Source organism: Variovorax sp. Varisp41 (genome assembly GCF_047325085.1).
Taxonomy (GTDB): domain Bacteria; phylum Pseudomonadota; class Gammaproteobacteria; order Burkholderiales; family Burkholderiaceae_C; genus Variovorax.
In genome coordinates this window covers 2,759,773-2,782,849 of record NZ_CP168540.1, presented here as the reverse complement: position 1 = coordinate 2,782,849, position 23,077 = coordinate 2,759,773, and the positions used below count along the sequence as shown (strand labels likewise).

The 23,077-nt window shown below is 71.2% G+C and carries 18 protein-coding genes and 1 tRNA gene; 11 read left to right on the top strand and 8 right to left on the bottom strand.

Features of this window, described 5'->3' with window-relative positions:
• The first annotated feature begins 61 nt into the window (after positions 1–61).
• Positions 62–619, top strand: a complete 558-nt coding sequence (locus tag ACEN9J_RS13015) for a DUF3455 domain-containing protein (protein ID WP_261208774.1) — start codon at positions 62–64, stop codon at positions 617–619.
• Positions 620–898: 279 nt separating this feature from the next.
• Complete coding sequence (locus ACEN9J_RS13010) at positions 899–2,233, top strand: hypothetical protein (protein WP_261208773.1); 1,335 nt, start codon at positions 899–901, stop codon at positions 2,231–2,233.
• Between the two features lie 6 nt (positions 2,234–2,239).
• Here the strand turns inward: ACEN9J_RS13010 and ACEN9J_RS13005 are convergent, their stop codons facing one another.
• From ACEN9J_RS13005 to argH, 5 genes are all read right to left on the bottom strand, one after another.
• Positions 2,240–3,685 carry an efflux transporter outer membrane subunit gene (locus ACEN9J_RS13005; protein WP_413764266.1) on the bottom strand — a complete coding sequence of 482 codons (1,446 nt, stop codon included), beginning with the start codon at positions 3,683–3,685 and terminating at the stop codon, positions 2,240–2,242.
• On the bottom strand, positions 3,685–6,858 hold the full coding sequence (locus tag ACEN9J_RS13000) for an efflux RND transporter permease subunit (RefSeq protein WP_261208770.1): 3,174 nt from the start codon (positions 6,856–6,858) through the stop codon (positions 3,685–3,687). Before ACEN9J_RS13000 ends, ACEN9J_RS13005 begins: the two co-directional genes overlap by 1 nt.
• 9 nt (positions 6,859–6,867) lie before the next feature.
• Positions 6,868–8,106: an efflux RND transporter periplasmic adaptor subunit gene (locus ACEN9J_RS12995; protein WP_413764265.1), complete on the bottom strand. Its 1,239-nt coding sequence runs from the start codon at positions 8,104–8,106 to the stop codon at positions 6,868–6,870.
• 189 nt (positions 8,107–8,295) lie between these two features.
• On the bottom strand, positions 8,296–9,780 hold the full coding sequence (locus ACEN9J_RS12990) for a rhomboid family intramembrane serine protease (RefSeq protein ID WP_413764264.1): 1,485 nt from the start codon (positions 9,778–9,780) through the stop codon (positions 8,296–8,298).
• A gap of 33 nt (positions 9,781–9,813) precedes the next feature.
• Positions 9,814–11,211, bottom strand: coding sequence for an argininosuccinate lyase (gene argH, locus ACEN9J_RS12985; RefSeq protein WP_093348594.1), 1,398 nt, complete (start codon positions 11,209–11,211; stop codon positions 9,814–9,816).
• A 50-nt stretch (positions 11,212–11,261) separates the two neighbouring features.
• Between argH and ACEN9J_RS12980 the strand changes: the two genes are divergently transcribed.
• From ACEN9J_RS12980 to ACEN9J_RS12960, 5 genes are all read left to right on the top strand, one after another.
• On the top strand, positions 11,262–12,326 hold the full coding sequence (locus tag ACEN9J_RS12980; protein ID WP_413764263.1) for a sensor histidine kinase: 1,065 nt from the start codon (positions 11,262–11,264) through the stop codon (positions 12,324–12,326).
• Positions 12,327–12,354: 28 nt separating this feature from the next.
• The gene (locus ACEN9J_RS12975) at positions 12,355–13,095 is read left to right on the top strand and encodes a LytR/AlgR family response regulator transcription factor (RefSeq protein ID WP_057592325.1); all 741 of its coding nucleotides are present in this window, start codon (positions 12,355–12,357) and stop codon (positions 13,093–13,095) included.
• Positions 13,092–14,372, top strand: coding sequence for an AI-2E family transporter (locus ACEN9J_RS12970; RefSeq protein ID WP_413764262.1), 1,281 nt, complete (start codon positions 13,092–13,094; stop codon positions 14,370–14,372). Before ACEN9J_RS12975 ends, ACEN9J_RS12970 begins: the two co-directional genes overlap by 4 nt.
• A gap of 66 nt (positions 14,373–14,438) precedes the next feature.
• Positions 14,439–14,510 (top strand) — tRNA-Thr (locus ACEN9J_RS12965).
• Between the two features lie 14 nt (positions 14,511–14,524).
• Positions 14,525–16,891 (top strand): hypothetical protein, encoded by a 2,367-nt coding sequence (locus ACEN9J_RS12960; protein ID WP_413764261.1) that lies wholly within the window; start codon positions 14,525–14,527, stop codon positions 16,889–16,891.
• Positions 16,892–16,903: 12 nt separating this feature from the next.
• On the opposite strand, the gene ACEN9J_RS12955 is transcribed toward ACEN9J_RS12960, so the two are convergent.
• Complete coding sequence (locus ACEN9J_RS12955; protein WP_057592322.1) at positions 16,904–17,374, bottom strand: winged helix-turn-helix transcriptional regulator; 471 nt, start codon at positions 17,372–17,374, stop codon at positions 16,904–16,906.
• Between the two features lie 210 nt (positions 17,375–17,584).
• On the opposite strand from ACEN9J_RS12955, the gene ACEN9J_RS12950 reads away from it, so the two are divergent.
• From ACEN9J_RS12950 to ACEN9J_RS12940, 3 genes are read left to right on the top strand one after another with little or no spacing between them, the layout of a single operon-like run.
• Positions 17,585–18,538, top strand: coding sequence for a nitrilase family protein (locus ACEN9J_RS12950; protein WP_261208762.1), 954 nt, complete (start codon positions 17,585–17,587; stop codon positions 18,536–18,538).
• Complete coding sequence (locus ACEN9J_RS12945) at positions 18,535–19,872, top strand: amidase (RefSeq protein ID WP_413764260.1); 1,338 nt, start codon at positions 18,535–18,537, stop codon at positions 19,870–19,872. The genes ACEN9J_RS12950 and ACEN9J_RS12945 overlap by 4 nt, the downstream gene beginning before the upstream one ends.
• Before the next feature lies 1 nt (position 19,873).
• Positions 19,874–20,266, top strand: coding sequence for a hypothetical protein (locus ACEN9J_RS12940; RefSeq protein WP_057592320.1), 393 nt, complete (start codon positions 19,874–19,876; stop codon positions 20,264–20,266).
• 6 nt (positions 20,267–20,272) lie between these two features.
• Here ACEN9J_RS12940 and ACEN9J_RS12935 read toward each other — a convergent pair whose 3' ends face one another.
• Together ACEN9J_RS12935 and ACEN9J_RS12930 are read right to left on the bottom strand one after the other, a co-directional pair.
• Positions 20,273–21,517, bottom strand: coding sequence for an MFS transporter (locus ACEN9J_RS12935; protein WP_413764259.1), 1,245 nt, complete (start codon positions 21,515–21,517; stop codon positions 20,273–20,275).
• Positions 21,517–22,056 (bottom strand): N-acetyltransferase family protein, encoded by a 540-nt coding sequence (locus tag ACEN9J_RS12930; protein ID WP_413764258.1) that lies wholly within the window; start codon positions 22,054–22,056, stop codon positions 21,517–21,519. Before ACEN9J_RS12930 ends, ACEN9J_RS12935 begins: the two co-directional genes overlap by 1 nt.
• A gap of 48 nt (positions 22,057–22,104) precedes the next feature.
• Between ACEN9J_RS12930 and ACEN9J_RS12925 the strand changes: the two genes are divergently transcribed.
• On the top strand, positions 22,105–23,070 hold the full coding sequence (locus ACEN9J_RS12925) for a LysR family transcriptional regulator (protein WP_413764257.1): 966 nt from the start codon (positions 22,105–22,107) through the stop codon (positions 23,068–23,070).
• Positions 23,071–23,077: the final 7 nt, after the last annotated feature.

Here is a 23,077-nt window from a genome sequence, read left to right as displayed (position 1 = left end):
ACAACAACGGACCGCTTCTTCTTTCACCTCTCCCGAAGCCGATCTGAAAAAGGAAACGATCATGCATATCCGCACCCTGAACGCCCTGGCCGCCGCGCTGGCCGTGGTCGGGCTCGCCGCCTGCTCCGGCATGGGCGCCAAGCCCGCCGCGACGTTCTCGCAGGCCTCCCTGCCCGACGCGGTGAAGGTGCCGGCCGGCCACATGGTGGTCATGGAAACCGTGGGCACCGGCGATATCACCTACGAATGCCGGGTCAAGGCCAATGCCGCCGGCCAGTACGAATGGTTCTTCGTCGGCCCCGACGCCAAGCTCTGGGATCGCGGCGGCAAGCAGGTCGGCAAGTACTACGGTCCGCCGGCCACCTGGGAAAGCGCCGACGGTTCGAAGGTCACGGCCACGCAGGTCGCCGTCGCTCCGAACGGCAGCGGCAACATCCCGCACCAGCTCGTGAAGGCCAACCCGGCCACGGGCGCCGGCGCGATGCAGAACGTGAGCTACATCCAGCGCGTGGCGACCCAGGGCGGCGTCGCGCCGGCCGCGGCCTGCGGCGCCTCGAACATGGGCCAGAAGCAGGTCGTCAAGTACCAGGCCGACTACATCTTCTACCGCGCGGGCTGAGCCTCGCGCCGCCATCGCGAAGACCGGGGCGTGCCCCCGGCTTCCGGTGGCTTTTGCACGCGCGAACCACCCATTTGGGTGGGCGTTGGAAACATTTGCGAACGTATACTGCCCCGCACATAGAACAGCAGCGGGAGCGCCGAGGCGCGCGGGGTGGAGCATGAGGAACATCGCGATCGTGATCGCGCGCCGCGTGGGCGCGTGCCATGGCTTCATCGGCGGGCGCGCGCGTGCGCCGATGGCCCGCCGCTGCGAGGCCCGGACAGCGGGGGCCGCGCCATGAGGGCCCATGACCGCCGGCTCGACGACGAGCCGCCCGCGCCACCGCCGTTCTGGCACCGCCTCAACAGCTTCTTCGCCTTTCCCTTCCAAATGCGCCCGCTCATGTACGGGCTGGCGCTCGCGCTGTGCAGCCTGCTGTTCGAGGCGGTGTTCTTCCTGCCCGACGTGCTCGCGATCCTTCTGATCGAGCTGGGCATCGTGCTGGCCGCGAGCCGCTACGGCTTCAAGGTGGTGGCGCTGGGCTCGCGCGGCATCTGGCGCTCGGCCGACTTCCCGCGCACGCTCGACGACGAGTGGGTCAACCTGCCGTGGAAGCTGTTCGCGATCTCGCTGGTGCAGGGCATCGCGATCGGCGCGCTGGCCAGGCTCGATCCGATGCTCGCCACGGTCGGCGTGTTCGTCATGTCCTTCACCTTCCCGGCCGCGGTGATCGTGCTGGTGCAGTCGTGCAGCTTCTTCCAGGCGATGAACCCCGGCTACGTGTGGGAGACGATGCGCATCATCGGCTGGCCCTATGCGCTGCTGTGCTTCTTCCTGTTCCTGCTGAGCACCGGCGCGCAGATCGCGATCGCCATGCTGCTGCCGGTGATCGACGGGCGCATCGCGCTGCCGATCATCAACTTCGCCTTCATCTACTTCGGCTGGGTGATGGCCAGCCTGCTGGGCTACGTGATGTACCAGCACCATGCGGCACTGGGCATCGACCTGCTGCCCGGCGGCGGCGTGGACGACGGCGCGCCGGTGGACCGCCGCACGCCCGAGCAGATCGCGGCGCAGCGCCTCGACGCCGAGGTCGCGCAGTGCATCACCGAGGGCGACCTCGCGGCCGCGCTCGGCCTCGCCTACGAGGCGCAGCGCACCGCGCCTTCGGACGACCTCGCGGCGCAGCGCCGCTACCACCGCGTGCTGGCGCTCGTGCCCGACAAGAAGGACGCGATGCTCGACCAGGCGCGCCGCTTCATCCCGCTGCTGATGCGACGCGACCTCGCGTCCGAGGCGCTCAGGGTGTTCAAGGCCTGCCGCGAGAAGGACAAGGCCTTCGCGCTCGAGGACCCCGCGATGGTGATCGCGATGGCGCGCGCCGAATGGCGCGGCGGCGATGCCCACGGCACGCTGGCGCTGCTCGCGGGCTTCGACCGGCGCTTCCGCGGCCATGCCGCGATCCCGCAGGCCTACGAGCTGGCCGCGCGCGTGCTGGTGCAGGGGCTGGGCCGTTCGGACATGGCGCAACCGATCCTGACCACGCTCGAGAACCGCTACCCGGACAGCGAGCAGACGCAGGAAGTGCGCTGGCTGCTGCGGCCGGCGCCGGGCGTGGCGGCGTCGGCCTGAGCGGCCTCAGCTCTCCTTCCAGCCCCCGCCCAGCACCTTGTAGATCGTGAGCCGGTTGGTCTGCTCGGTGAGCTGCAGGCCGATCAGCGTCTGCTGCGCGGCGTAGTAGGCGCGCTGCGCATCGAGCACGTCGAGGTAGCTGCTGGCGCCGCTGCGGAACAGCGACTGCGACAGCGAGAAGCTGCGCGAGGTGGCGTCGAGCAGCGAGCGCTGCGCGTCCAGCCGCTCGGCCAGCGTGCGGCGCTCGGCCAGCGCATCGGCCACTTCGCGGAACGCGGTCTGCACCGTCTTCTCGTAGCTCGCGAGCTGGATCTTCTGCTGCGCCTCGGCCACGCGCAGGTTGGCGCGGTTGGCGCCGCCGTCGAAGATCGGCACGCTGATCGAGGGCGCGAAGCTCCAGGCGCTGCTGCCGCTGGCGAACAGGCCCGACAGCGTGCTGCTGGCCGTGCCCGCCGAGGCGGTGAGCGCGATGCGCGGGAAGAAGGCGGCGCGCGCGGCACCGATGTCGGCGTTGCTCGCGCGCAGCGCATGCTCGGCCGCGAGCACGTCGGGCCGCTGCTGCAGCACGCTCGAGGGCAGGCCGGCCGGCGGCACCAGCAGCCGCGCGGCGGGCGCGGGCTCGGCGGGGGCGGCCGTGGCCGTGCTCGGGTCGGTCGCGGCCGGCGTGGGCAGCAGCTCGGCCGGCGGCGTGGCGCCGACCAGCAGCGCGAGCGCATTGCGGTCCTGCTCGACCTGGCTGTCGAAGGCGGCCGCGTCGGCGCGCGCCGCGTCGACCGTGCTCTGGGCCTGCGCGAGCGCGAGGCCCGACTGCGCGCCCAGCCCATGGCCGCGCTGGATCAGGTCGAAGGAACGGCGCTGGCTCTCGAGCGTGTGGCGCGCGAGCTGCAGCCGCTGCTCGTCGGCCGCGAGCTGCAGCCAGGCGGTGGCGACCGAGGCCACCAGGCTGATCTGCGTGCCGCGCTGCGTGGCCTCGGTCTGGAAGAAGCTCTGCAGCGCCGACTCGCTCAGGTTGCGCACGCGGCCGAACAGGTCGATCTCGTAGCTCGTGAGGCCGAGGTCGGCGCTGTACTGCGTGGCGTAGCGCGGCTCGCCGCCGGTCGAGAGGCTGCCCGGCGTGCGCGAGCGGCTGCCGCCGGCGCCGGCGTCGATGGTGGGAAAGAGCCCGGCGCGCGCGATGCCGTACTGGGCGCGCGCGCGCTCGATGTTGAGCGCGGCCACGCGCAGGTCGCGGTTGTTGGCGAGCGCGAGTTCGATGACGGCGCGCAGCTTCGGCTCGACGAAGAAGTCGCGCCAGCCCGCGTCGAGCGGCGTGGTGGCTTCGACGTTGGCCGAGGGCAGGGTCTGCGGCACCGGCAGCGCGGGCGCCTGGTAGTCGGGCGCGAGGTTGACGCAGCCCGCGAGCACGGCGGCGGCGACGAGCGTCAGCGAACGCAAGGGGAGGGCGTGGCGCATCAGTGGCCTCCTTGCCCGGCGGTCTGCGCGGGTGCGAGGGGCTCGTCCTTCGGCGCGGGCTTGCGCCGCCCCGCGAGCCAGCCGCGGATCAGCGCGAAGAACAGCGGCACGAAGAAGATGCCGAGCGCGGTGCCCACCACCATGCCGCCGAGCACCGCGGTGCCGATCGACTGGCGGCCGCCCGCGCCAGCGCCGGTGCCGATGGCCAGCGGCAGCACGCCGAAGCCGAAGGCCAGCGAGGTCATCAGGATCGGGCGCAGCCGCAGGCGCACCGCCTGCAGCGTGGCATCGAGCACGCTCCTGCCCTGTTCCTGCAGCTGCTTGGCGAACTCCACGATCAGGATCGCGTTCTTCGACGACAGCCCCACGGTGGTCAGCAGGCCGACCTGGAAGTACACGTCGTTGCTCAGGCCGCGCAGGCTGGTGAACAGCAGCGCGCCCACGATGCCCAGCGGCACCACCAGGATCACCGAGAACGGCACCGACCAGCTCTCGTAGAGCGCGGCAAGGCACAGGAACACGAACAGGATCGAGATCGCGTAGAGCAGCGGCGCCTGCGCGCCCGACAGCCGCTCCTGGAACGAGGCGCCGGTCCATTCGTAGCCGATGCCCGGCGGCATCTGCTTCATCACCTCCTCGACCGCGGCCATCGCGTCGCCCGAGCTCACGCCCGGCGCGGCATCGCCCACGAACTCGTAGCTCGGGCTGCCGTTGTAGCGCTGCAGCTGCGGCGAGCCGTAGCTCCAGCGCGAGCTCGAGAAGGCCGGGAACGAGACCATCTGGCCCAGGCTGTTGCGCACGCTCCAGCGGTCGATGTCCGAGGGCAGCATGCGGAAGTCGGTGTCGCCCTGCATGTAGACGCGCTTCACGCGGCCCTTGTCGAGGAAGTCGTTGATGTAGGTGCCGCCCATGGCGCTCGACAGCGTGCTGTCAATGTCGGCGGTCGCCAGGCTCAGCGCGCCGGCACGCGCGTCGTCGATGTCGACCGCGAACTCGGGCGTGTCGTCGAGGTTGTTGCTGCGCACGTTCGCCACCTCGGGCCGCTGGCCCAGCAGCTCGATGGCCTGGTCGCGCGCCTTCACCAGCGCGTCGTGGCCCAGGCCGTTGATGTCCTTCAGGTGGAAGTTGAAGCCGGCATTGGCGCCCAGGCCGCGCACGGCCGGCGGCAGCAGCACGAAGATGCGCGCATCGCGCACGGTCGACAGGTCCTTGTTGGCGCGGCGCGCGAGTTCGGCCGCCGACTGGCCCTTGCCGGTGCGCTCGGCCCAGTCCTTGAGCTTGACGAAGGCGCGCGCCGAGCTCTGGTCGCCGTTCTGGCCGGTGATGACGTTGACGCTCAGCACCTCGGGCTGCTTGGCGAAGTACTGCTGCACCTGCTGCGTCACGGGCTGCAGCCGCGCGTTCGAGGCGCCCGGCGGCAGCGTCACCTGCACCTGCAGGAAGGCCTGGTCCTCGTCGGGCAGGAAGGAGGTCGGCAGCCGCATGAAGAGCAGCGCCATCACCCCCGCGATCAGCAGGTAGACCACCAGGCTGCGCTTGCCGCGCCGCACGATGCCGCCGACCACGCCCTCATAGCGCGCGGCGTTGCGGTCGAAGCCGCGATTGAAGGCCGCGAAGAAGCGGTCGACCCGGCCCAGCAGGCCGGCGCGCGGCGCCGCGTGCCCGCCCTTGGCGACCGGCTTGAGCAGCGTGGCGCACAGCGCGGGCGTGAGCGTGAGCGCCACGAACACCGACAGCGCCATCGCCGAGACGATGGTGATCGAGAACTGGCGGTAGATCACGCCGGTGGAGCCGCCGAAGAAGGCCATCGGCACGAACACCGCCGACAGCACCAGCGCGATGCCCACCAGCGCGGGCGTGATCTCGGCCATCGACTTGCGCGTGGCCTCCTTCGGCGAGAGCCCTTCCTCGTGCATCACGCGCTCGACGTTCTCGACCACCACGATGGCGTCGTCCACCAGCAGGCCGATCGCCAGCACCATGCCGAACATGGTGAGCGTGTTGATCGAGTAGCCGGCCATCGACAGCACGCCGAAGGTGCCCAGCAGCACCACCGGCACGGCGATCGCGGGGATCAGCGTGGCGCGGAAGTTCTGCAGGAACACATACATCACCAGCACCACCAGCAGCATGGCCTCGAGCAGCGCCTTCACCACCTCGTCGATCGAGGCGCTGACGAAGGGCGTGGTGTCGTAGCTCACGAAGGTCTGCAGCTGGTTCGGGAACAGCGGCTTGAGCTCCTCGACCTTGGCCTTCACGGCCTCGGCCACCTGCACCGCGTTGGCGCCGTCGGCCAGCACCACGCCGAGGCCGGCGCCGGGCCGGCCGTCGAGCTGCGAGCGCACCGTGAGGTTCTCGGCGCCGAGCTCGACGCGCGCCACGTCCTTCAGCCGCACCACGGCGCCGTCGGGCGTCACGCGCAGCACCACGTTCTCGAACTGCTCCGCGGTCTGCAGCTTGCTGCGCGCGGTGATGGTGGCGTTGAGCTGCTGCTGCGCCGCCGCCGGCAGCGCGCCGAGCTGGCCGGCCGACACCTGCGCGTTCTGCGCGGTGATGGCGGCGTTCACGTCCGAGGGCATCAGCGCGTACTTGCGCAGCTTGTCGGGGTCGAGCCACAGCCGCATGGCGTAGCCGGTGCCCAGGGTCTGGACCTCGCCCACGCCGTCGATGCGGCTGATGACGTCGACCAGGTTGCTGCTGATGTAGTCGCCCACGTCCACGGCCGAGGCGCTGCCGTCGCCCGAGAACATCGAGACGATCATCAGGAAGTCGTTGCCGCCCTTGGTGACGGTGACGCCGCGGCTCTGCACCTGCTGCGGCAGCCGCGACATGGCCTGCTGCAGCTTGTTCTGCACCTGCATCTGCGCCACGTCGATGCTGGTGCCGGGGTTGAAGGTCAGCGACAGCCGGGCCACGCCCGAGGAGTTGCTGGTCGACTGCATGTACAGCAGGTTGTCCAGCCCCTTGAGCTGCTGCTCGATCACCTGCGTGACCGAGTCCTCGACCGTCTTGGCCGAGGCGCCGGTGTAGGTGGCGTTGATCGACACGCGCGGCGGCGCGATGTCGGGGTACTGCTCGAGCGGCAGCGTGCGGATCGCCATCAGGCCCGCGAGCATGACGACGATGGAGAGCACCCACGCGAAGATGGGTCGGTCGATGAAGAACTGCGCCATGGCCCGACCTCAGCGCGCCACGGGATCGGTGGCGGCGTCGGCCGCGTCGGGCGCGACGGCGGCCACCGGGCCGGCCGCGGCGCGGGCGCCGAGGTCGACCACCTTGACCTTGTCGCCGACCTTCACGCGCTGCGAGCCCTCGGTCATCACGCGGTCGCCGGGGGCGAGGCCCTCGAGCACCTGCCAGCGCGTGCCGATCGCGCGGCCGACCTGGATCGGGCGCTTCGCGACCTTGTTCTCGGCATCGATCACCAGCGCCGAGGCGCTGCCGTCGGGCGCGCGCGTCACGGCCTGCTGCGGCACCAGCAGCGCGGCGGCGTTCACGCCCTCCTGCAGCACGGCGCGCACGTACATGCCGGGCATCAACAGCCGGTCGGGGTTGGGCACCACCGCGCGCAGGGTCACGCTGCCGGTGCCGGCATCGACGGTGACGCCGCTGAAGGTCAGGCGACCGGGGTGCGGGTACTTGCTGCCGTCCTCGAGCACCAGCTGGATGCGCGCCTCGGCATCGCTGGCGCGCTGCAGCCGGCCGCTGGCGAGCTCGCGCTTCAGGCGCAGCAGCTCGCTGCTCGACTGGGTGACGTGCACGTGGATCGGGTCGAGCTGCTGCACCGTGGTCATCGCGGTGGCCTGGTTGGCCGTGACCAGCGCGCCCGGCGTGACGCTCGAGAGCTCGGCCCAGCCGCTGATCGGCGAGGTGATGCGGGTGTAGCCGAGCTGGATGCGCGCGGTCTGCTCGGCCGCGCGTGCCACGCCGAGGTCGGCCTCGGCCTGCTGCTCGGCGGCCTGCGATTCGTCGAACACCTGGCGGCTGATGGCGTCGATCTTCACCAGCTCGGCATTGCGGCGCGCCACGGTGCGCGCGGTGGCGAGCGCCGACTCGGCCTTGCGCACGCTGGCCTGCGCGCTGGCATGGGCCGCCTGCAGCGAGGCCGGGTCGAGCTGGTAGAGCACCTGGCCGGCCTTGACCTGCGAGCCTTCGGTGAACAGCCGCTCCTTGAGGATGCCGCCGACCTGCGGCCGGATCTCGGCGATGACCGGGGCCGCGGTGCGACCCGGCAGCTCGGTGCTCAGCGCCAGCGTCTCGTGCTTGAGCGTGACGGTGCCGACTTCCCGTTCGGGCGCCGCGGCCGCCACCGGCTTTGGTGCGGCGGCCTCGTTGCGCGAGCAGCCGGCGAGCGTGATGGCGGCGGCCAGTGCGAGGGCTGCGATGGGCAGCAGGAAGGGACGGCGTAGGTGATCGGGCATGGGCAGGGGGAAGTGACGAAGGCCCCAAATGGAGCGAACGGGCGCTCCCGAGTTCAATGCGGCGGGAGGCCGGAAGCGAGCTTTACAGAGAGGCCCTGCAAGTCCAGTGCCAAAGATTGACAAAGTCCTGTGACAGACGCTTTGCCGGAATGCAAAGTTAGATGTACTTGGGGCGCCTTCAGGCGCGCTTCATGCGCGTTGAAGCGCGCGCGTGACCATGTCGTCGGGCGCGAGCCGCAGCAGGTGCGGCAGCAGGCCCACGGCCTTGTCGCGCTCGCCCGCGTGCAGCAGGCCGTTGGCGCACACCGACAGCGTGTCGGCCAGCTCGGGATGGTCGGGCGCGGTCTTCAGCAGGATGGTGCAGAGCCGGCGCGCGTCCTCGAACTGGCGGATGCGCACGAAGCGGCGCGCGAGCCGCGCCGTGTCGTCGAGCTTGAGGCGCACGCCGGGTTTCGCCTGGTCGAGGTAGGTGGTGAAGCTCGCATGCTGCAGCGCGAGCGTGTCGGGGTCGGTGGCGTTCAGGCGGAAGATGCGCCGCGCCGCGGCATGGAAGTCGTCGCCGGCCGGCTGCAGCCGCGCGGTGTTGAACCAGGCGCGCAAGGTGTCGGCGTCGTTCGGGCGCAGCGCCGCGGCGGCGCGCCATTCGACGCTGGCCGACTCGAACTTCATCGCCGCGCCGAGCCGCCGTGCGTTGGCGACGCGGCGCTGGAACTCGCCGTCGCCGTCCCCATCACGGCCGCGCTCGGTCGCCAGCGCCTCGGGCGCCTTCACGCGCCCGAGCGCCAGCGCGAGCGTCATCAGTGCCGCACCGCTGAGCAGCCCGCCCAGGTGCGCCATGTAGGCGATGCCCTGGCCGCCCACCAGGTGCTGCAGCAGCTCGTTGGCGATCCAGGCCGGCAGCAGCAGCAGGGCCGGCGCCGTGACGTAGTTGAAGTAGAAGAACAGCTGGTAGAAGAAACGGATGCGCCGCAGCCGGTACATCACGGCATACATGCCCATCAGCGCCGACACCGCGCCCGAGGCGCCGAGGCCGTAGCTGCCCTTGCCCGCATAGGCCCAGTCGGCCAGCGCCGAGGCGCCGACGGCGCCCAGCAGGTAGAAGCTCAGGAAGGTGGTGCGTCCGAGCGCCAGTTCGACCGAGAAGCCGAACAGGAACAGGAACAGCATGTTGCCCAGCAGGTGGCCGGTGCTGCCGTGCAGGAAGGCGGCCGTGATCCAGGTCCAGGGCTTGAACTCGGCGTCCTTCGCGTAGTCCTGCGCCCAGCGCTCGGTGAAGGGCGCGGGCCACTGGGCATCGAACTCCCGGCGGTCGCGCTTCCATTCGTCGAAGCGCGGATGCGCGGGCGTGATCACCTCGTCGGCGCGCAGCTGGCGCAGGAAGACGCGCTCGTGCTGCAGGCCCTCGAGCAGCTCGCCGGTGCGCTTGCGCTCGAGCAGCTGCCGCGCGGCCTCGGCGCGCGGCGACCGGGTGCGCTCGAGCCAGTCGACGAAGGCCGGCAGCTCGAGCGCCGGCAGCGAACTCTTCGCGTAGTAGCGCGCGGCGCGCTCCTGCGCGTTCTCCTCGCTGCGCTGCGGGCCCCAGAACACCAGCATGTTCACGAGGATCAGCAGCACCGTCATCCACGGCGGGTTGCGCCAGCTCGGGCGGTTCTCGAGCGGGATGGCGTAGAACATGGCGGGGCCCCGCGGTGCCGAGGGCCGGTGCGGTCAGCCGAGGCGGGCGCGGTGGCGCGCGATCTGCGCCTTGACCTGCGCGGGCGCCGTGCCGCCGAGGATGTTGCGTGCGTTGAGCGAGCCGCGCAGGCTCAGCACGTCGTACACGTCCTTCTCGATCTTCGGGTTGAACTGCTGCAGCACCGCCAGCGGCAGCTCGGCCAGGTCGACCTTGTGCGAGGTCGCGGCCTTGACCGCGTGGGCCACGATCTCGTGCGCGTCGCGAAACGGCAGGCCCTTCTTCACCAGGTAGTCGGCCAGGTCGGTGGCGGTGGCGTAGCCGCGCAGCGCGGCCAGTTCCATCGCCTCGGGTTTGACCGTGATGCCGCCGATCATCTCGGCGAAGATGCGCAGCGTGTCCTTGAGCGTGTCGACGGTGTCGAACAGCGGCTCCTTGTCTTCCTGGTTGTCCTTGTTGTAGGCCAGCGGCTGGCCCTTCATCAGCGTGATCAGCGCCATCAGGTGGCCGACCACGCGGCCGGTCTTGCCGCGCGCCAGCTCGGGCACGTCGGGGTTCTTCTTCTGCGGCATGATCGACGAGCCCGTGGTGAAGCGGTCGGCGATCTGGATGAAGGCGAAGTTCTGGCTCATCCAGAGGATCAGCTCCTCGCTCATGCGGCTGATGTGCACCATGCACAGGCTGGCGGCGGCGCTGAACTCGATCGCGAAGTCGCGGTCGCTCACGGCGTCCAGGCTGTTCTGGCACACGCCTTCCATGTTCAGCGTCCTGGCGACCAGCTCGCGGTCGAGCGGGTAGCTGGTGCCGGCCAGCGCGGCGGCGCCCAGCGGCAGGCGGTTGACGCGGCGGCGCACGTCGGCCAGGCGCTCGGCGTCGCGGCTGAACATCTCGACGTAGGCCAGCATGTGGTGGCCGAAGCTCACGGGCTGCGCCACCTGCAGGTGGGTGAAGCCCGGCAGGATCACCTCGACGTTCTTCTCGGCGATGTCGACCAGCGACTTCTGCAGGGTGACCAGCAGCTCGGCGATCAGGTCGATCTCGCCGCGCAGCCACAGGCGCACGTCGGTCGCGACCTGGTCGTTGCGGCTGCGCCCGGTGTGCAGCCGCTTGCCGGCGTCGCCCACGAGCTGGGTCAGGCGGGCCTCGATGTTCAGGTGCACGTCTTCCAGGTCGAGCTTCCACTCGAAGGCGCCGGATTCGATCTCGGCGCGGATCTGCGCCATCCCACGCTCGATCTCGGCGTGGTCCTGCATGGTGATGATCCCCTGCGCGGCCAGCATGCCGGCATGGGCGAGCGAGCCTTCGATGTCGGCCTGCCACAGGCGCTTGTCGAAGAAGACGCTGGCGGTGTAGCGCTTCACGAGGTCGCTCATGGGTTCCGAGAACAGGGCGGACCAGGCTTCGGATTTCTTGTCGAGTTGGTTTTGGGTCATGGGAGCCGTTCGGGAGGCAATAATGGGCTGGTTACCCAATGTATCTGCGAATGCGCAAGCCGGCGATTTTATCGGCCACCCCATCCGCCGCGTCCTCCGACCGCACGCGCCCGTCCGCGCGCGCGCAGGCCGTGCTGTTCGACGCCTGCCAGATCGGCGTGGTGCTGCGCACCGTGGTCTTCGTCGAGGCGGTGGTGGGCGTGGCCGCGATGTTCGTCTCGGGCTCGCCCGGCGAGTGGCTGGTGCAGGCCGCCACCGTCACGGGCGGCGCGCTGCCGGCCACCCTGCTGTGGCTGGTCGCGGCCTGCGGGCTCAAGAAGCCGCTGCGGCGGCTGCCGGTTGCATGGCAGTACGCGGTGGGCGCGGTGCTGGGCGCCATCTCGGCGCTCTACGGCTGTGGGCTGCTGCGGCTCACGGGCGTGCTGGGCAGCGCGCCCTGGTTCGCGAGCGCGCTGGCCGGCGCCTTCTTCGCGGGCATGGTGATGGCGGCGATGGTGCTGCGCGCGCGCGGCCAGACACCGGCCGCCACCACCGCGCGGCTCGAGGAGCTGCAGTCGCGGATCCGGCCGCACTTCCTGTTCAACACGCTCAACAGCGCCATTGCGCTGGTGCGCGAGGAGCCCGCCAAGGCCGAGACCATGCTGGAGGACCTGAGCGAACTGTTCCGCCAGGCGCTGGCCGATCCCGGCGAATCGGGCACCCTGGCCGACGAGGTCGCGCTGGCCGAGCGCTACCTCGCGATCGAGCAGGTGCGCTTCGGCGAGCGGCTGCGCATCCGCTGGGACCTCGATGCCGCGGCCAGCGACGCGCGGCTGCCGCCGCTCTTGCTGCAGCCCCTGGTCGAGAATGCGATCAAGCACGGCGTGGAGCCGAGCCCGGACGGTGCCAGGCTGCGCATCCGCACCGAGCGGCGCGGCTCGATGGTGGTGATCGAGGTGGTCAACAGCCTGCCGCCGCTGCGCTGGGCCGACGAACCGCTGCCGCGCGGCCACGGCATCGCGCTGGCGAACGTGAGGGACCGGCTGCGGCTGCTGCACGACATGCGCATGCAGTTCAGCGCCGGCATGGACCAGAAGAGCTACCGGGTGCGCATCGCGATACCCGCCGAATCATGAACGCATGCCATTGCGTGGGGGGACATGAATGAGCCTGAGGACATTGATCGTCGACGATGAAGCGCTGGCCCGCTCGCGGCTGCGCACGCTGCTGCGCGACTGCAGCGCGCCCGCGGCCGAGGTGGTGGCCGAGGCCGCGCAGGGCGCCGAGGCGCAGGCGCAGCTGGCGTCGATGAAGCTCGACGTGGTGCTGCTCGACGTGCACATGCCCGGCATCGACGGCATCGAGGTGGCGCGTGCGCTGCGCGAGCGCGCCGACGCGCCGGCCGTGGTGTTCGTGACCGCCCATGCGGCGCATGCCGTCACCGCCTTCGAGCTCGACGCGGTCGACTACCTCACCAAGCCCGTGCGCGCCGAGCGGCTGCAGCAGGCGCTGCAGAAGGCCGAGCGCTACCTCAAGGAGCGCGCCAGCGACAAGGTGGCGCAGGAGAGCGTGCTGATCCAGGACCGCGGCCGCGCCGAGCGCGTGCCGCTGGCGGAGATCGTCTACCTGAAGTCCGAGTACAAGTACCTCACGGTGCGCACGGCCGCGCGCAGCCACATCCTCGACGGCTCGCTCAACGATTTCGAGGAGCGCTATCCCCAGCGTTTCCTGCGCGTGCACCGCAACGCGCTGGTGGCGCGCAGCGCGATCCGCGCGCTCGAGCGCTACGACGACGGCGAGGACGCCGAGGGCTGGGCGCTGCGCCTGTCGACCGTGCCCGAGCTGGTCGCGGTGTCGCGCCGGCAGCTGGCGGCGGTGCGCGAAGTCATCAAGGACGCACGATGAACGACAAGGCGCGCGAGGACGACGACGCCCCGCGGCCGCCGGCCGCGCCGGAGGAGGTGCCCGCGCCCGACCTTGCGCCGCAGCCCGAGGAGCCCGTGGTGGCCGCGGTTTCGCCCGCGCCCGCGCTGCGCCCCGAGCCGCCGCCCGCGCCGAAATCCGAGGCCGATGCCGAGCGCGACCTGCCGGTGCTGCGCGTGCCGGTCGACGTGCGCAGCTTCTCGCTGGTGGTGCTCGCGGTGCTGGCCAGCGTGTTCGCGCTGCAGTGGGCGCAGTCGGTGTTCATCCCGCTGATGCTGAGCCTGCTGCTGAGCTATGCGCTGTCGCCGCTGGTCGACCGGCTCGAGCGCTGGTGGCTGCCGCGCTGGATCGGCGCGGCCGTCATCCTGCTCGGGCTCAGCGGCGCCATCGGCTGGACCGGCTATTCGCTCTCGGGCAGCGCCTCGGCGCTGCTCGATTCGCTGCCGGCCGCGGCGCAGAAGCTGCGCCAGGCCACGCGCACCGACAAGAGCACCGGCGGCACGCTCGACAGCGTGCAGCAGGCGGCCTCGCAGCTCGAGCGCGCGGCCGAGGAGAACTCGCGCGCGCTGGCACGCCGCGGCGTCGCGCGCGTGGTGATCGAGCGGCCGCCGTTCAACGTGCGCGACTACCTCTGGACCGGCACGGTCGGCCTGCTCGGCGCGGCCGGGCAGCTCACGCTGGTGGCCTTCCTCACCTACTTCGCGCTCTGTTCGGGCTCCACCTTCCGGCGCAAGCTGATCAAGATCTCGGGCTCCAGCCTCGAGAAGAAGAAGATCACCGTGCACGTGCTCGACGACATCACGCGCAACATCGAGCGCTACCTGCTGGTGCAGATCTTCACCAGCGTGCTCGTGGGCGTGGCCACCGGCCTGGCCTTCTGGGCCATCGGGCTGCAGAACGCGGCCGTGTGGGGCATCGTGGCCGGCGTCACCAACCTCATTCCCTACATCGGCTCGGTGATCGTGCTCTCGGCCGCGGGCCTGGTGGCCTTCCTGCAGTTCAATACCCTCGAGATGGGCATCCTGGTGGCCGGCACCTCGCTGCTGATCCACACCCTGGTCGGCAACCTGCTGATGCCCTGGCTCACCAGCCGCACCAGCCGCATGAACCCGGTCGCGGTGTTCGTCGGCGTGATCTTCTGGGGCTGGCTCTGGGGCGTCTGGGGGCTGCTGCTGGGCATCCCGATCACCATGGTGATCAAGGCCATCTGCGACCGGGTCGAGGACCTGCAGCCGATCGGCGAATTGCTGGGCGAGTAGGCCGCGGGCAAGGCCGTCGAGGCCCTGTGATACAAGAGCCGGACACCTGATCTTCATCGTTTCTGTTCCGGGGTAGTTCAGTGGCAGAACGCTCGGCTTGTAACCGAGAAGGCGCTGGTTCAACCCCAGCCCCCGGACCCCACTCATTTCGCATGACCATGGAAGACGATCCGTCCCTGGCGGCCGGCGGTTACTCGGCTTTCCAGCTGGCCCGCGCGCTGGCCGCGACCGAGCATGCCGACGAGACGGTGCGCCGCAACGCCGCGAAGCGCGTGCGGCAGTGGACTGCCGTGATCGAGGGGCAGCGCGGCGGCGCGATCGCCACGGGCTCGCGCACGCCGCTCAAGGACATGCCCGCCTGGGTCACGCCCGAGGTGGCGACCGGCGGGTTCGCGACCGGCGCGCTGCTGGCGGGCGGGGCGTTCCAGGCGCATGAACGCACGTTGCGCGACGAACTCGCGCCGGGCGTGCCCGAGGCCGATGCACGAGGGGCACTGAACAGCTTCTTTCTCACGGACGCGGGCCTCGAGCGGCTCGGGCTGCTGCTCGATGCGGGACGCTTCGAGGTCGCGGTGCCCGAGGAGGGAGCCCTGCTCGCGGTGGCATGGCTGCTGCGCGCTGGCCATGTGGAGCAGGCCTGGGAACTGGTGGAGGCGATCGCGCCCTGGTTCTCGCGGCTGCGCTTCTACCCGGTCGAGCTGGCCGAGGCGCGCACGCAGGGCACGCTCCTGTGGGTCGACGATGTCGCCACCGTGATGCAGCGCTTGCGCGCGGTGAAGCCGAACGCGGCGATCCTGGCGCAGAAGGAAGCCGTCGAGGTCTGGGCTCCGCTGCATGACCGCATGGCGGCGCTGCTGTTCGAGACCGTGCGGGGCGATGCCCCCATCGCGCTGCGCACCGCCGATGGCGCCTGGCAGCGCGGCGAGGCGAACAGTTTCGTCGTGTCCGGAGGCTGGCCCTGTGCCCACTATCCCGAAGGCTGGCACGAGCGCGCCGCGATGCTGCTCGACCAGTACCGGCAGGCACGCGCGCTGCACGCGCGATGCGGGCGGCCGGAGCGCGAAGGTGACAGTTTCTTCACGCTTCGCGAAGGGTTGCGGCGCTGCGTCGAGAAGCCCGCGGCCTTGAGCGGTAGGGAGGTGGGGCGGCTGCGACTGGTTCTCGCGCGCTACCGCGCGACACACGGCCTGCCCGGCGCTGCCGAACGCCTGACGTTCAGGCAACGCCAGCGCGACGAAGCGGGCGCGCCTCCCTTCGAGCAGATCGGCCGCCAGGTTGCGCACCGGCTCGAGGCTGTGCCGCCCGAAGCGGGGCTCGACGACATCGAGCCCTTTCTGGCCCCTGTCGATGCATCGGAGGCCGCGGCGAGCGGCATCCGCGAAGGAACGACCATTCCGCACTCGGTTCGCCGCAAGCTTGCGCGCGCCCTCGAGGGAACCGCCGGCGAGCTCGTCGAGCGCGGCGCGATTCCCTCGGGCGAGGCGCTGGCCCGCGTGCTGCCTCGATGGACCGCCGCGCTGCGCGCCGCCGATATCGCCGACCCGGCGCTGCGGCGGCTCCAGGCCGCCATCGACCAGGCGTTTCGCCGTCGGCGCTCGCTGCTGCTGCTGAGTCTGGAACGACAGGTGCAGCTGGCGGAACTGCCCTGGGTGGCCGCGACCGCGCGTTTCCGCGCGCCGGGTTCGGCCTCGCGCGAGGCGGCGCGGCAGGCGCTGACCGAGATCGCGCGCCTGGCCCTGACGTCGTTCCCGCAGGCGATCCTGCCGAACAAGCTGCTGCAGGAGCTGGGGGCCCTGGCCGAGATGGCCGGGCTGCCACTGCCATTCGTCGAGGAGATCGCGGCCGACATCTTCATGGGTCGGTTCTCGCCGAAGTTCCTCGAGGCCGCCAGGCTGGCCGCGGATGTCGTGGAGGGCAGCCTCTATGCCCGCTACTACGGCATCGACGGCCCGGTGTTGCGGGCGCTGCGCGCGCCGCAGGACGCCGCATCCAAGCGAGGGGCGAAGGACGCGATCGATGTCCTGGCCCGCCTGGGCGCGTCGCGCGCGGGCATCGAGTGGCCGGCGCGGAACGTGGTGCGCAACGGCATGGTGATCGAGCAGGTGCAGGTGCTGACCACCCACAACCTGGCGCCCCTGCTTGCCGGGTCGGGCCTGCGCGAAAGCCTTGCCGCGCAACTGCCCGCGATGGCACGCCGATGCTTCGAATGGATCTGCGCGCAGCTCCAACTGCCCGCGGCGGACCGGCATGCGAGCCTGATCCGGATCAAGGGCTCGGCCTATGCCTGGCGCCAGATGGTCTTCTTCCTCTCGCAGTGCCGCGACGACGAAGTCATCGAGTTCCTGGGCTGGTCACGGGCGTGCCTGGGCGGGCAGGCGAAGGCCTTCAAGCGCCGCTTCGAGCCGATCCTCTCCGGATTGGTGGCCGCCACCACCACGGAGGACCCGCGCGTCCAGCCTTTCATGGGATGGACCGAAGGAACGCATTGGTTGATGCAGGACGACAACCCCGGCCGCTGACACGGATGCCGCCTAGGCGGTGCCGCGCGCGGCCTTCGGTTGCAGCTTTTTGACGAAGGTCGCCGCCGGCGCCAGCGGCTTCCCGTCGTGCGTGCGCAGATCGATGCGCTTCACCGGCTTGCCGCTCTCGCGCTCGACCAGCACCGAGTGCGGCTCGCCCTTGGCATAGAGGTGCTGCTCGCCCCAGTGGCGCAGCCCCACCACGACCGGGAAAAGCCCCTCGCCCCTGGGCGTCAGCAGGTACTCCTGGTAGAGCGAACCGTCGGAGGCCGGCGCCTGGCTCAGCACGCCTTCGTTCACCAGGTTCTTGAGCCGGTCCGCGAGGATGTTCTTCGCCACGCCCAGGCTCTGCTGGAACTCGCCGAAGCGCTTCATGCCGTCGAAGGCGTCGCGCACGATCAGCAGCGACCAGCGGTCGCCGAGGATGTCGAGCGTGCGCGCCATGGGACAGGCGTCTTCCTTGAGGCTTTTGCGGCGGGCCATGGCGATGCGTTGCGGGTGGATGTGGTTGCAGGATTAAACCATTTCGGCGCTGGCCGCATGCGCGCTGCCGCAAGACCTTGCGGCGTGGCGGGGCTGGCCGGCCCATCAGGTTGCAAACAAAAACCGATCTGCCTACGATCAATAAGGTTTCAAATAAAAACCAGATAGCCGATTCGATCCATCCCTTTGCCATTGCGCAGAAAGCCATCCATGACCGCTTCATCCGATACGCAACCGTCCCCCGCCGCCGGCATCGCCCGCGGCGCCGATGCCGTTCCCGGCCTGCGCGCCAGCCCCGTGCGCGTGGCCGTGGTGCAGTTCGACCCGCAGGTCGGCGTGGAGAACCTCGCGCGCAACAGCGCGGCGATCTACCAGCGGCTCGATGCCGCGGTCGCCAACGGCGCGCAGCTCGTGGTGCTGCCCGAGCTCGCGACCACCGGCTACTGCTTCAGCGGCCGCGCCGAGGCCTATGCCCATGCCGAGCCCGTGCCCGGCGGTGCCACGGTGCAGGGGTGGGTGTCGTATGCGGCGAAGCACGGCATCCACATCGTCGGCTGCCTGGTCGAGCAGGACGGGCTGCAGCTGTTCGACACCGCGGTGCTGGTCGGGCCCGAGGGCTACATCGGCCGCTACCGCAAGACCCATCTGTGGAACAACGAGAAGCTGTGGTTCACGCCCGGCGACGAGGGCTATCCGGTGTTCGAGACCCGGATCGGCCGCATCGGCCTGCTGGTGTGCTGGGACATCTGGTTTCCCGAGGTGCCGCGCATCCTCGCGCAGCTGGGCGCCGACATCGTCTGCGCGCCCACCAACTGGGTCTGGACGCCGCCGCCGCTGTACGACGCCAGCGGCACCTGCATGGCGGCCTACCTCACGATGACGGCGGCCCATGCCAACGGCATCTTCATCGCGACGGCCGACCGCATCGGCACCGAGCGCGGCGCGGGCTTCATGGGCAACTCGCTGATTGCGGGCACCAACGGCTGGCCGATCGGCCGCATCGCGGGCCCCGACGAGGACACCATCCTCCATGCCGACGTCGACATCGGCGCGGCGCGCTCGGCGCCGATCTGGACGCCGCTCAACGACCTGCACCGCGACCGCCGCACCGACCTCTACGACCCGCTGCTCGGCTACGTCGGTGCGCGGGCGCTGCCGCGATGAGCGAGACCTTCGGCTTCTTCGCGCGGCAGACGATCGCCGCGCTCGCGAACGACCTGCGCGCGGGCCGGCGCACCTCGGCGCAGCTGGTCGAGGCCTCGCTGGCCGCGATCGAGTCTCGGAACCCGCGGCTCAATGCCTTCGTGCGCGTGGATGCGCAGGGCGCGCGCGCCGCCGCCCTGCGTGCCGACGACGAGCTGCGGCAAGGCATCGACCGCGGTCCGCTGCACGGCATGCCGGTGGCGATCAAGGACCTGATCGACATCGCGGGCCAGCCCACCACGCAGGGCTCGGCGCTGTACCTCGAGCACGTGGCGCATGACGACGCGGCCTGCGTGCGGCAGTTGCGCGCGGCCGGCGCGGTGCCGGTGGGCAAGACCACGCTGCACGAGTTCGCCTACGGCGCCACCGGCGACCGCTCGGTGCAGGGCGCGGCGCGCAATCCGCATGCGAGCGCGCGCATGTCGGGCGGCAGCAGCGGCGGCAGCGCGGTCGCGGTGGCCGCGGGCATGGTGCCGCTGGCGCTGGGCACCGACACCGCGGGGTCGGTGCGCGTGCCCGCGGCGCTGTGCGGCGTGGCGGGCTTCAAGCCGGCCCATGGCGCGATCTCGTGCGAGGGCGTGCGGCCGCTGGCCGCGTCGCTCGACCACGTGGGGCTGTTCGCGCGCGACGCCGGGGACGTGGCGCTGGCCTATGGCTGCCTGGCATCCTTCGATACGGAGGTTGCGCCGGCGGCGCGCATCGGCTGGATCGTTCCTTCGCTGCTCGCGCGCACCGATCCACGCATCGCGCGCGCCGTGCGCGAACGCCTCGGTGCCGCCGGCCTGCCGGTCGACGAGGTGGACCTGCCCGTGCGGCTGCCGCAGGCGCACGAACTGTTCGAGCTCTTCTCCACGCTGCAGGCCAGCGAGGCCTTCGCCGTGCATGCGGACGATGTGGCGCGCGGCGCCGAGGCCATCGATGCCGAGGTGCTGCAGCGCCTGCGCCGCGGCGAGGCGATCCCGGCCTGGCGCTATGTGCGCGCGCTCGCGCAGCGCGAGGCCGTGGCGCGCGCCGTGGCCGAGCTGCTGCGGCGGCACGAGGTGCTGGCGCTGCCGACCGTGCCGATGCTGGCGCCCGCCATCGGCGAGCGAACGCCCCGCATCGATGGCGCGGCCGTCGAGGTGCGCGCCGCGCTGCTGTCGCTCACGAGCCCGTGGAACCTGGTCGGGCTGCCCGCGATCAGCGTGCCCGTGGGGCGCATCGACGGCCTGCCGATCGCGCTGCAACTGGTGGCCGCGGCCGGCAGGGAAGCCGTGCTGTTCCGCCTCGCTTCCACCCTCGAAGGAGTCGCCTGACATGCCCTATCTGCAACTCGACGTGAACGGCCGCCATGCGGCCACCGACAAGCGGCGGCTCGCGCAGCGCCTGTGCGAAACCTATGCCGCGATGATGAGCGTCGACATCCGGCGCATCAGCGTGGCGGTGCGCGAGGCGGGCGAGGGCGGCGTGTGGCGCATGGTCGATGGCCAGCCGGTCGAGGTCTCGGTGCTGATGTGCGACATCCGGCGCGGCCGTTCGGCCGAGCTGCGGCTCGCGGTCGCGAAGGCGCTGTGCCGCGACTGCGCGGAGATCCTCGGGCTGCGCGAGGACCGGCTCAACGTCGAGTTCACCCAGCATGCGGGCGACGAGATGTACCACCCGACGCTGGGCGGCTACAGCCCCGAGTGGGCGCAGGGCGAGGGCGGCTGAGGACGCTCAGCGCGGTGGCCTGGCCAGCCGCGCGAAGCGCGCGATCATCAGCGGCCCGAGCAGCGCGCCCAGTCCGACCGTGGTCCATGCCGCCACCCAGCCGTGGGTGCTGCCCACGCCGAAGCGCGCCTGCCCCCAGTCGAGCGCGAGGCCGAACACCCAGGGGCTGACCGCGCCCGCGCCGAAGCCCATCACCGAACGCACCGAATAGGCCACGCCCAGGCGATGCGGCGCCACCACGTCGGCCAGCGCGGTCGAGTAGACCGAGGAGTCGGCGATCGCGAACAGGTTGTAGAGCGCGGCCGCCGCCGCCAGCAGCCACAGCGGCCAGCTCCACATCCAGCCGAAGGCGAAGGACATGCACAGGCTCGCGAGGGTGGCGACCATCATCACGCGCGCGCGGCCCCAGCGGTCGGAGGCGGCACCGCCCGCGATGCTGCCGAACACGCTGACCAGGTGCGCCAGCGCCGCGAGCGCGATGCCCGCGCCCTTCCAGGCCGCGGGCACATCGCCCGACGCGGCCACGAGGTAGGCGGGCAGCCAGGCCCACAGCGCCATCAGCTCCCAGCAATGGAAGGCATAGGCCCAGTTGCCGGCCATCGCGGGCTTGTCGCGCACCGTCTCGGCCAGCGCGCGCAGCGTGCTTTCGCGCGCGGCCTGTGGCGGTGCCGTAGGCAGTTGCATGCGGCGCAGCGCGGGCACGGTGAGCAGCGCGCCCACCGCGGTGCACAGCGCCGCCGCGATCAGGCCATGGCGCCAGTGCGCGAGGCTCGCGAGCGCGGCCACCACCGCGAGCGAGAGCGCATAGCCGAGCGACGAGGCGCCGAGGAACAGCCCCATCGCGCGGCCGCGCACGGCGGGTTCGGCATTGCGCGCGAGCAGCTGCAGCCCCGGCGTGTACGAGGCACCGGCGCACAGCCCCGCGAGCCCGTACAGCAACAGCGCCGAGCGATGGCCGCTCGCGAACAGCGCGAAGCCCAGCGCCGCGATCGCGCTGACCGCGCTGCCGAGCAGGAACACGCGGTGCGCGCCGAAGCGGTCCGCGAGCAGGCCTACGGCGAACAGCGAACTCATGTAGCCCACGTGCCAGGCGCTCTGGATCGAGCCGGCCTGCGCGGCGCTCATCCGCCAGTCGACCATGGTGAAGGGCAGCACGCCGGCATAGGCCGTGACGATCATGGCCTGCAGCAGCCGGCTCGCGCAGAGCATCGCGAGCCAGCCCGGCGCGGGCAGGGATGGCTGTGCCGCCATCAGGCCAGCGCGCGCTGCATCAGCACGGTGTCGACCCAGCGGCCGAACTTGAAGCCCACGTCGCGCAGCACGCCGACCTGTTCGAAGCCCAGGCTCTCGTGCAGCCGCGTCGAGCCCGCGTTGCCGCTGTGGCCGACCACCGCGACCATCTGGCGCAGGCCCCGCGCGGCGCAGCGTTCGATCAGCGCCGCGAGCAGCGCCTTGCCGATGCCGCGGCCGTGTTCGCCCTGCGCGACGTAGATCGAATCCTCGACCGTGTGGCGGTAGGCGGAGCGCGCGCGGTAGGCGCCGGCATAGGCATAGCCGACCACGCGGCCCTCGCGCAGCGCGACCAGGTAGGGCAGGCCCAGGCGCAGCACCTCGAGGCGGCGCGACAGCATCTGCGCCACGGTCGGCACCTGTTCCTCGAAGGAACAGAGGTCGTGCAGCACGTAGTGGCTGTAGATGGCCTGGATCTGGTCCAGGTGCTGGGGCTCGGCGTCGGCGATCTCGAACGCGGCGGGAGCGGCGGAAGCGGAAGAAGGGTCGGAAGAAGGCATGGCGCGATCTTGACGCGCGGCGATCGATAAATGAAGCTTAGATCACCTATGCAAGCCATGAGAAAAACTTTGGACAAGCCGCTGCAGCGCTCGCTCAACCTCGACCAGCTGCGCGCCTTCGGCCTGGTGGTGGAGACCGGCAGCTTCTCGGCCGCGGCCGAACGCCTGGGCCTGACCCAGCCCGCGGTGAGCCTGCAGGTGCGCCAGCTCGAGCGCCGCCTCGCGGTGCGGCTGGTGGAGCGCGTGGGCCGGCGCGCGCGGGCCACGGCGGCCGGCAGCGAGCTGCTGCGGCATGCGCAGCACATCGATGCGGCGGTCGAGAACGCGATCGAGGCCTTGGGCGACCATGCGAGCGCGGTCGCGGGCCGCGTGCGGCTGGGCACCGGCGCCACGGCCTGCCTGCACCTGCTGCCGCCGCTGCTGCGCGCGCTGCGCGAGCAGTACCCCGCGCTCAGCGTGGTGGTGAGCACCGGCAACACCGACGACTGCGTGCGCAAGGTGGAGGAGAACAGCATCGACCTCGCGCTCGTCACCTTGCCGGCCACGGGGCGTTCGCTCGAGGTGATGCCGGTGCTCGACGACGAGTTCGTGGCCATCGGCCGCGCCGACCTCGCGCCGCTGAAGGCGCGCGTGGGACCGGCCGACCTGGCGCCGCTGCCGCTGGTGTTGTTCGAGCCCGCGGCCAACACGCGCCGGCTGGTCGACCGCTGGTTCGCGGCCGAAGGGCTGCAGCCGCAGCCGGTGATGGAACTCGGCAGCGTCGAGGCGATGAAGGAGATGGTGGCCGCGGGGTTGGGCTACGCCATCGTGCCCGGCATGGCGATGCGCGGGCGCGGCGCCCATCCCGAACTCAAGATCAGCCGGCTGGTGCCGCCGCTGTCGCGCAGCTTGGCGATCGTGCTGCGGCGCGACAAGCCGGTGGGCAAAGGCCTTCGCGTGGTGCTCGATGCGATCGCGCGGGCGGGGGCCGAAGGCAAACGGCCGGGCACGCCACGCGGGCGTCCCGGCCGTTGAAGGGAAG

Excerpts from the sequence above, each read along its gene's own strand:
- argH (WP_093348594.1), bottom strand. The coding sequence starts at position 11,211 with ATGACCCAAAACCAACTCGACAAGAAATCCGAAGCCTGGTCCGCCCTG.
- ACEN9J_RS13015 (WP_261208774.1), top strand. The coding sequence starts at position 62 with ATGCATATCCGCACCCTGAACGCCCTGGCCGCCGCGCTGGCCGTGGTC.
- ACEN9J_RS13005 (WP_413764266.1), bottom strand. The coding sequence starts at position 3,685 with ATGCGCCACGCCCTCCCCTTGCGTTCGCTGACGCTCGTCGCCGCCGCC.
- ACEN9J_RS12930 (WP_413764258.1), bottom strand. The coding sequence starts at position 22,056 with ATGCCTTCTTCCGACCCTTCTTCCGCTTCCGCCGCTCCCGCCGCGTTC.
- ACEN9J_RS12960 (WP_413764261.1), top strand. The coding sequence starts at position 14,525 with ATGACCATGGAAGACGATCCGTCCCTGGCGGCCGGCGGTTACTCGGCT.
- ACEN9J_RS12925 (WP_413764257.1), top strand. The coding sequence starts at position 22,105 with ATGCAAGCCATGAGAAAAACTTTGGACAAGCCGCTGCAGCGCTCGCTC.
- ACEN9J_RS12945 (WP_413764260.1), top strand. The coding sequence starts at position 18,535 with ATGAGCGAGACCTTCGGCTTCTTCGCGCGGCAGACGATCGCCGCGCTC.
- ACEN9J_RS12970 (WP_413764262.1), top strand. The coding sequence starts at position 13,092 with ATGAACGACAAGGCGCGCGAGGACGACGACGCCCCGCGGCCGCCGGCC.
- ACEN9J_RS12935 (WP_413764259.1), bottom strand. The coding sequence starts at position 21,517 with ATGGCGGCACAGCCATCCCTGCCCGCGCCGGGCTGGCTCGCGATGCTC.
- ACEN9J_RS12980 (WP_413764263.1), top strand. The coding sequence starts at position 11,262 with ATGCGCAAGCCGGCGATTTTATCGGCCACCCCATCCGCCGCGTCCTCC.
- ACEN9J_RS12990 (WP_413764264.1), bottom strand. The coding sequence starts at position 9,780 with ATGTTCTACGCCATCCCGCTCGAGAACCGCCCGAGCTGGCGCAACCCG.
- ACEN9J_RS13000 (WP_261208770.1), bottom strand. The coding sequence starts at position 6,858 with ATGGCGCAGTTCTTCATCGACCGACCCATCTTCGCGTGGGTGCTCTCC.
- ACEN9J_RS12995 (WP_413764265.1), bottom strand. The coding sequence starts at position 8,106 with ATGCCCGATCACCTACGCCGTCCCTTCCTGCTGCCCATCGCAGCCCTC.
- ACEN9J_RS12975 (WP_057592325.1), top strand. The coding sequence starts at position 12,355 with ATGAGCCTGAGGACATTGATCGTCGACGATGAAGCGCTGGCCCGCTCG.
- ACEN9J_RS12950 (WP_261208762.1), top strand. The coding sequence starts at position 17,585 with ATGACCGCTTCATCCGATACGCAACCGTCCCCCGCCGCCGGCATCGCC.
- ACEN9J_RS12955 (WP_057592322.1), bottom strand. The coding sequence starts at position 17,374 with ATGGCCCGCCGCAAAAGCCTCAAGGAAGACGCCTGTCCCATGGCGCGC.
- ACEN9J_RS12940 (WP_057592320.1), top strand. The coding sequence starts at position 19,874 with ATGCCCTATCTGCAACTCGACGTGAACGGCCGCCATGCGGCCACCGAC.
- ACEN9J_RS13010 (WP_261208773.1), top strand. The coding sequence starts at position 899 with ATGAGGGCCCATGACCGCCGGCTCGACGACGAGCCGCCCGCGCCACCG.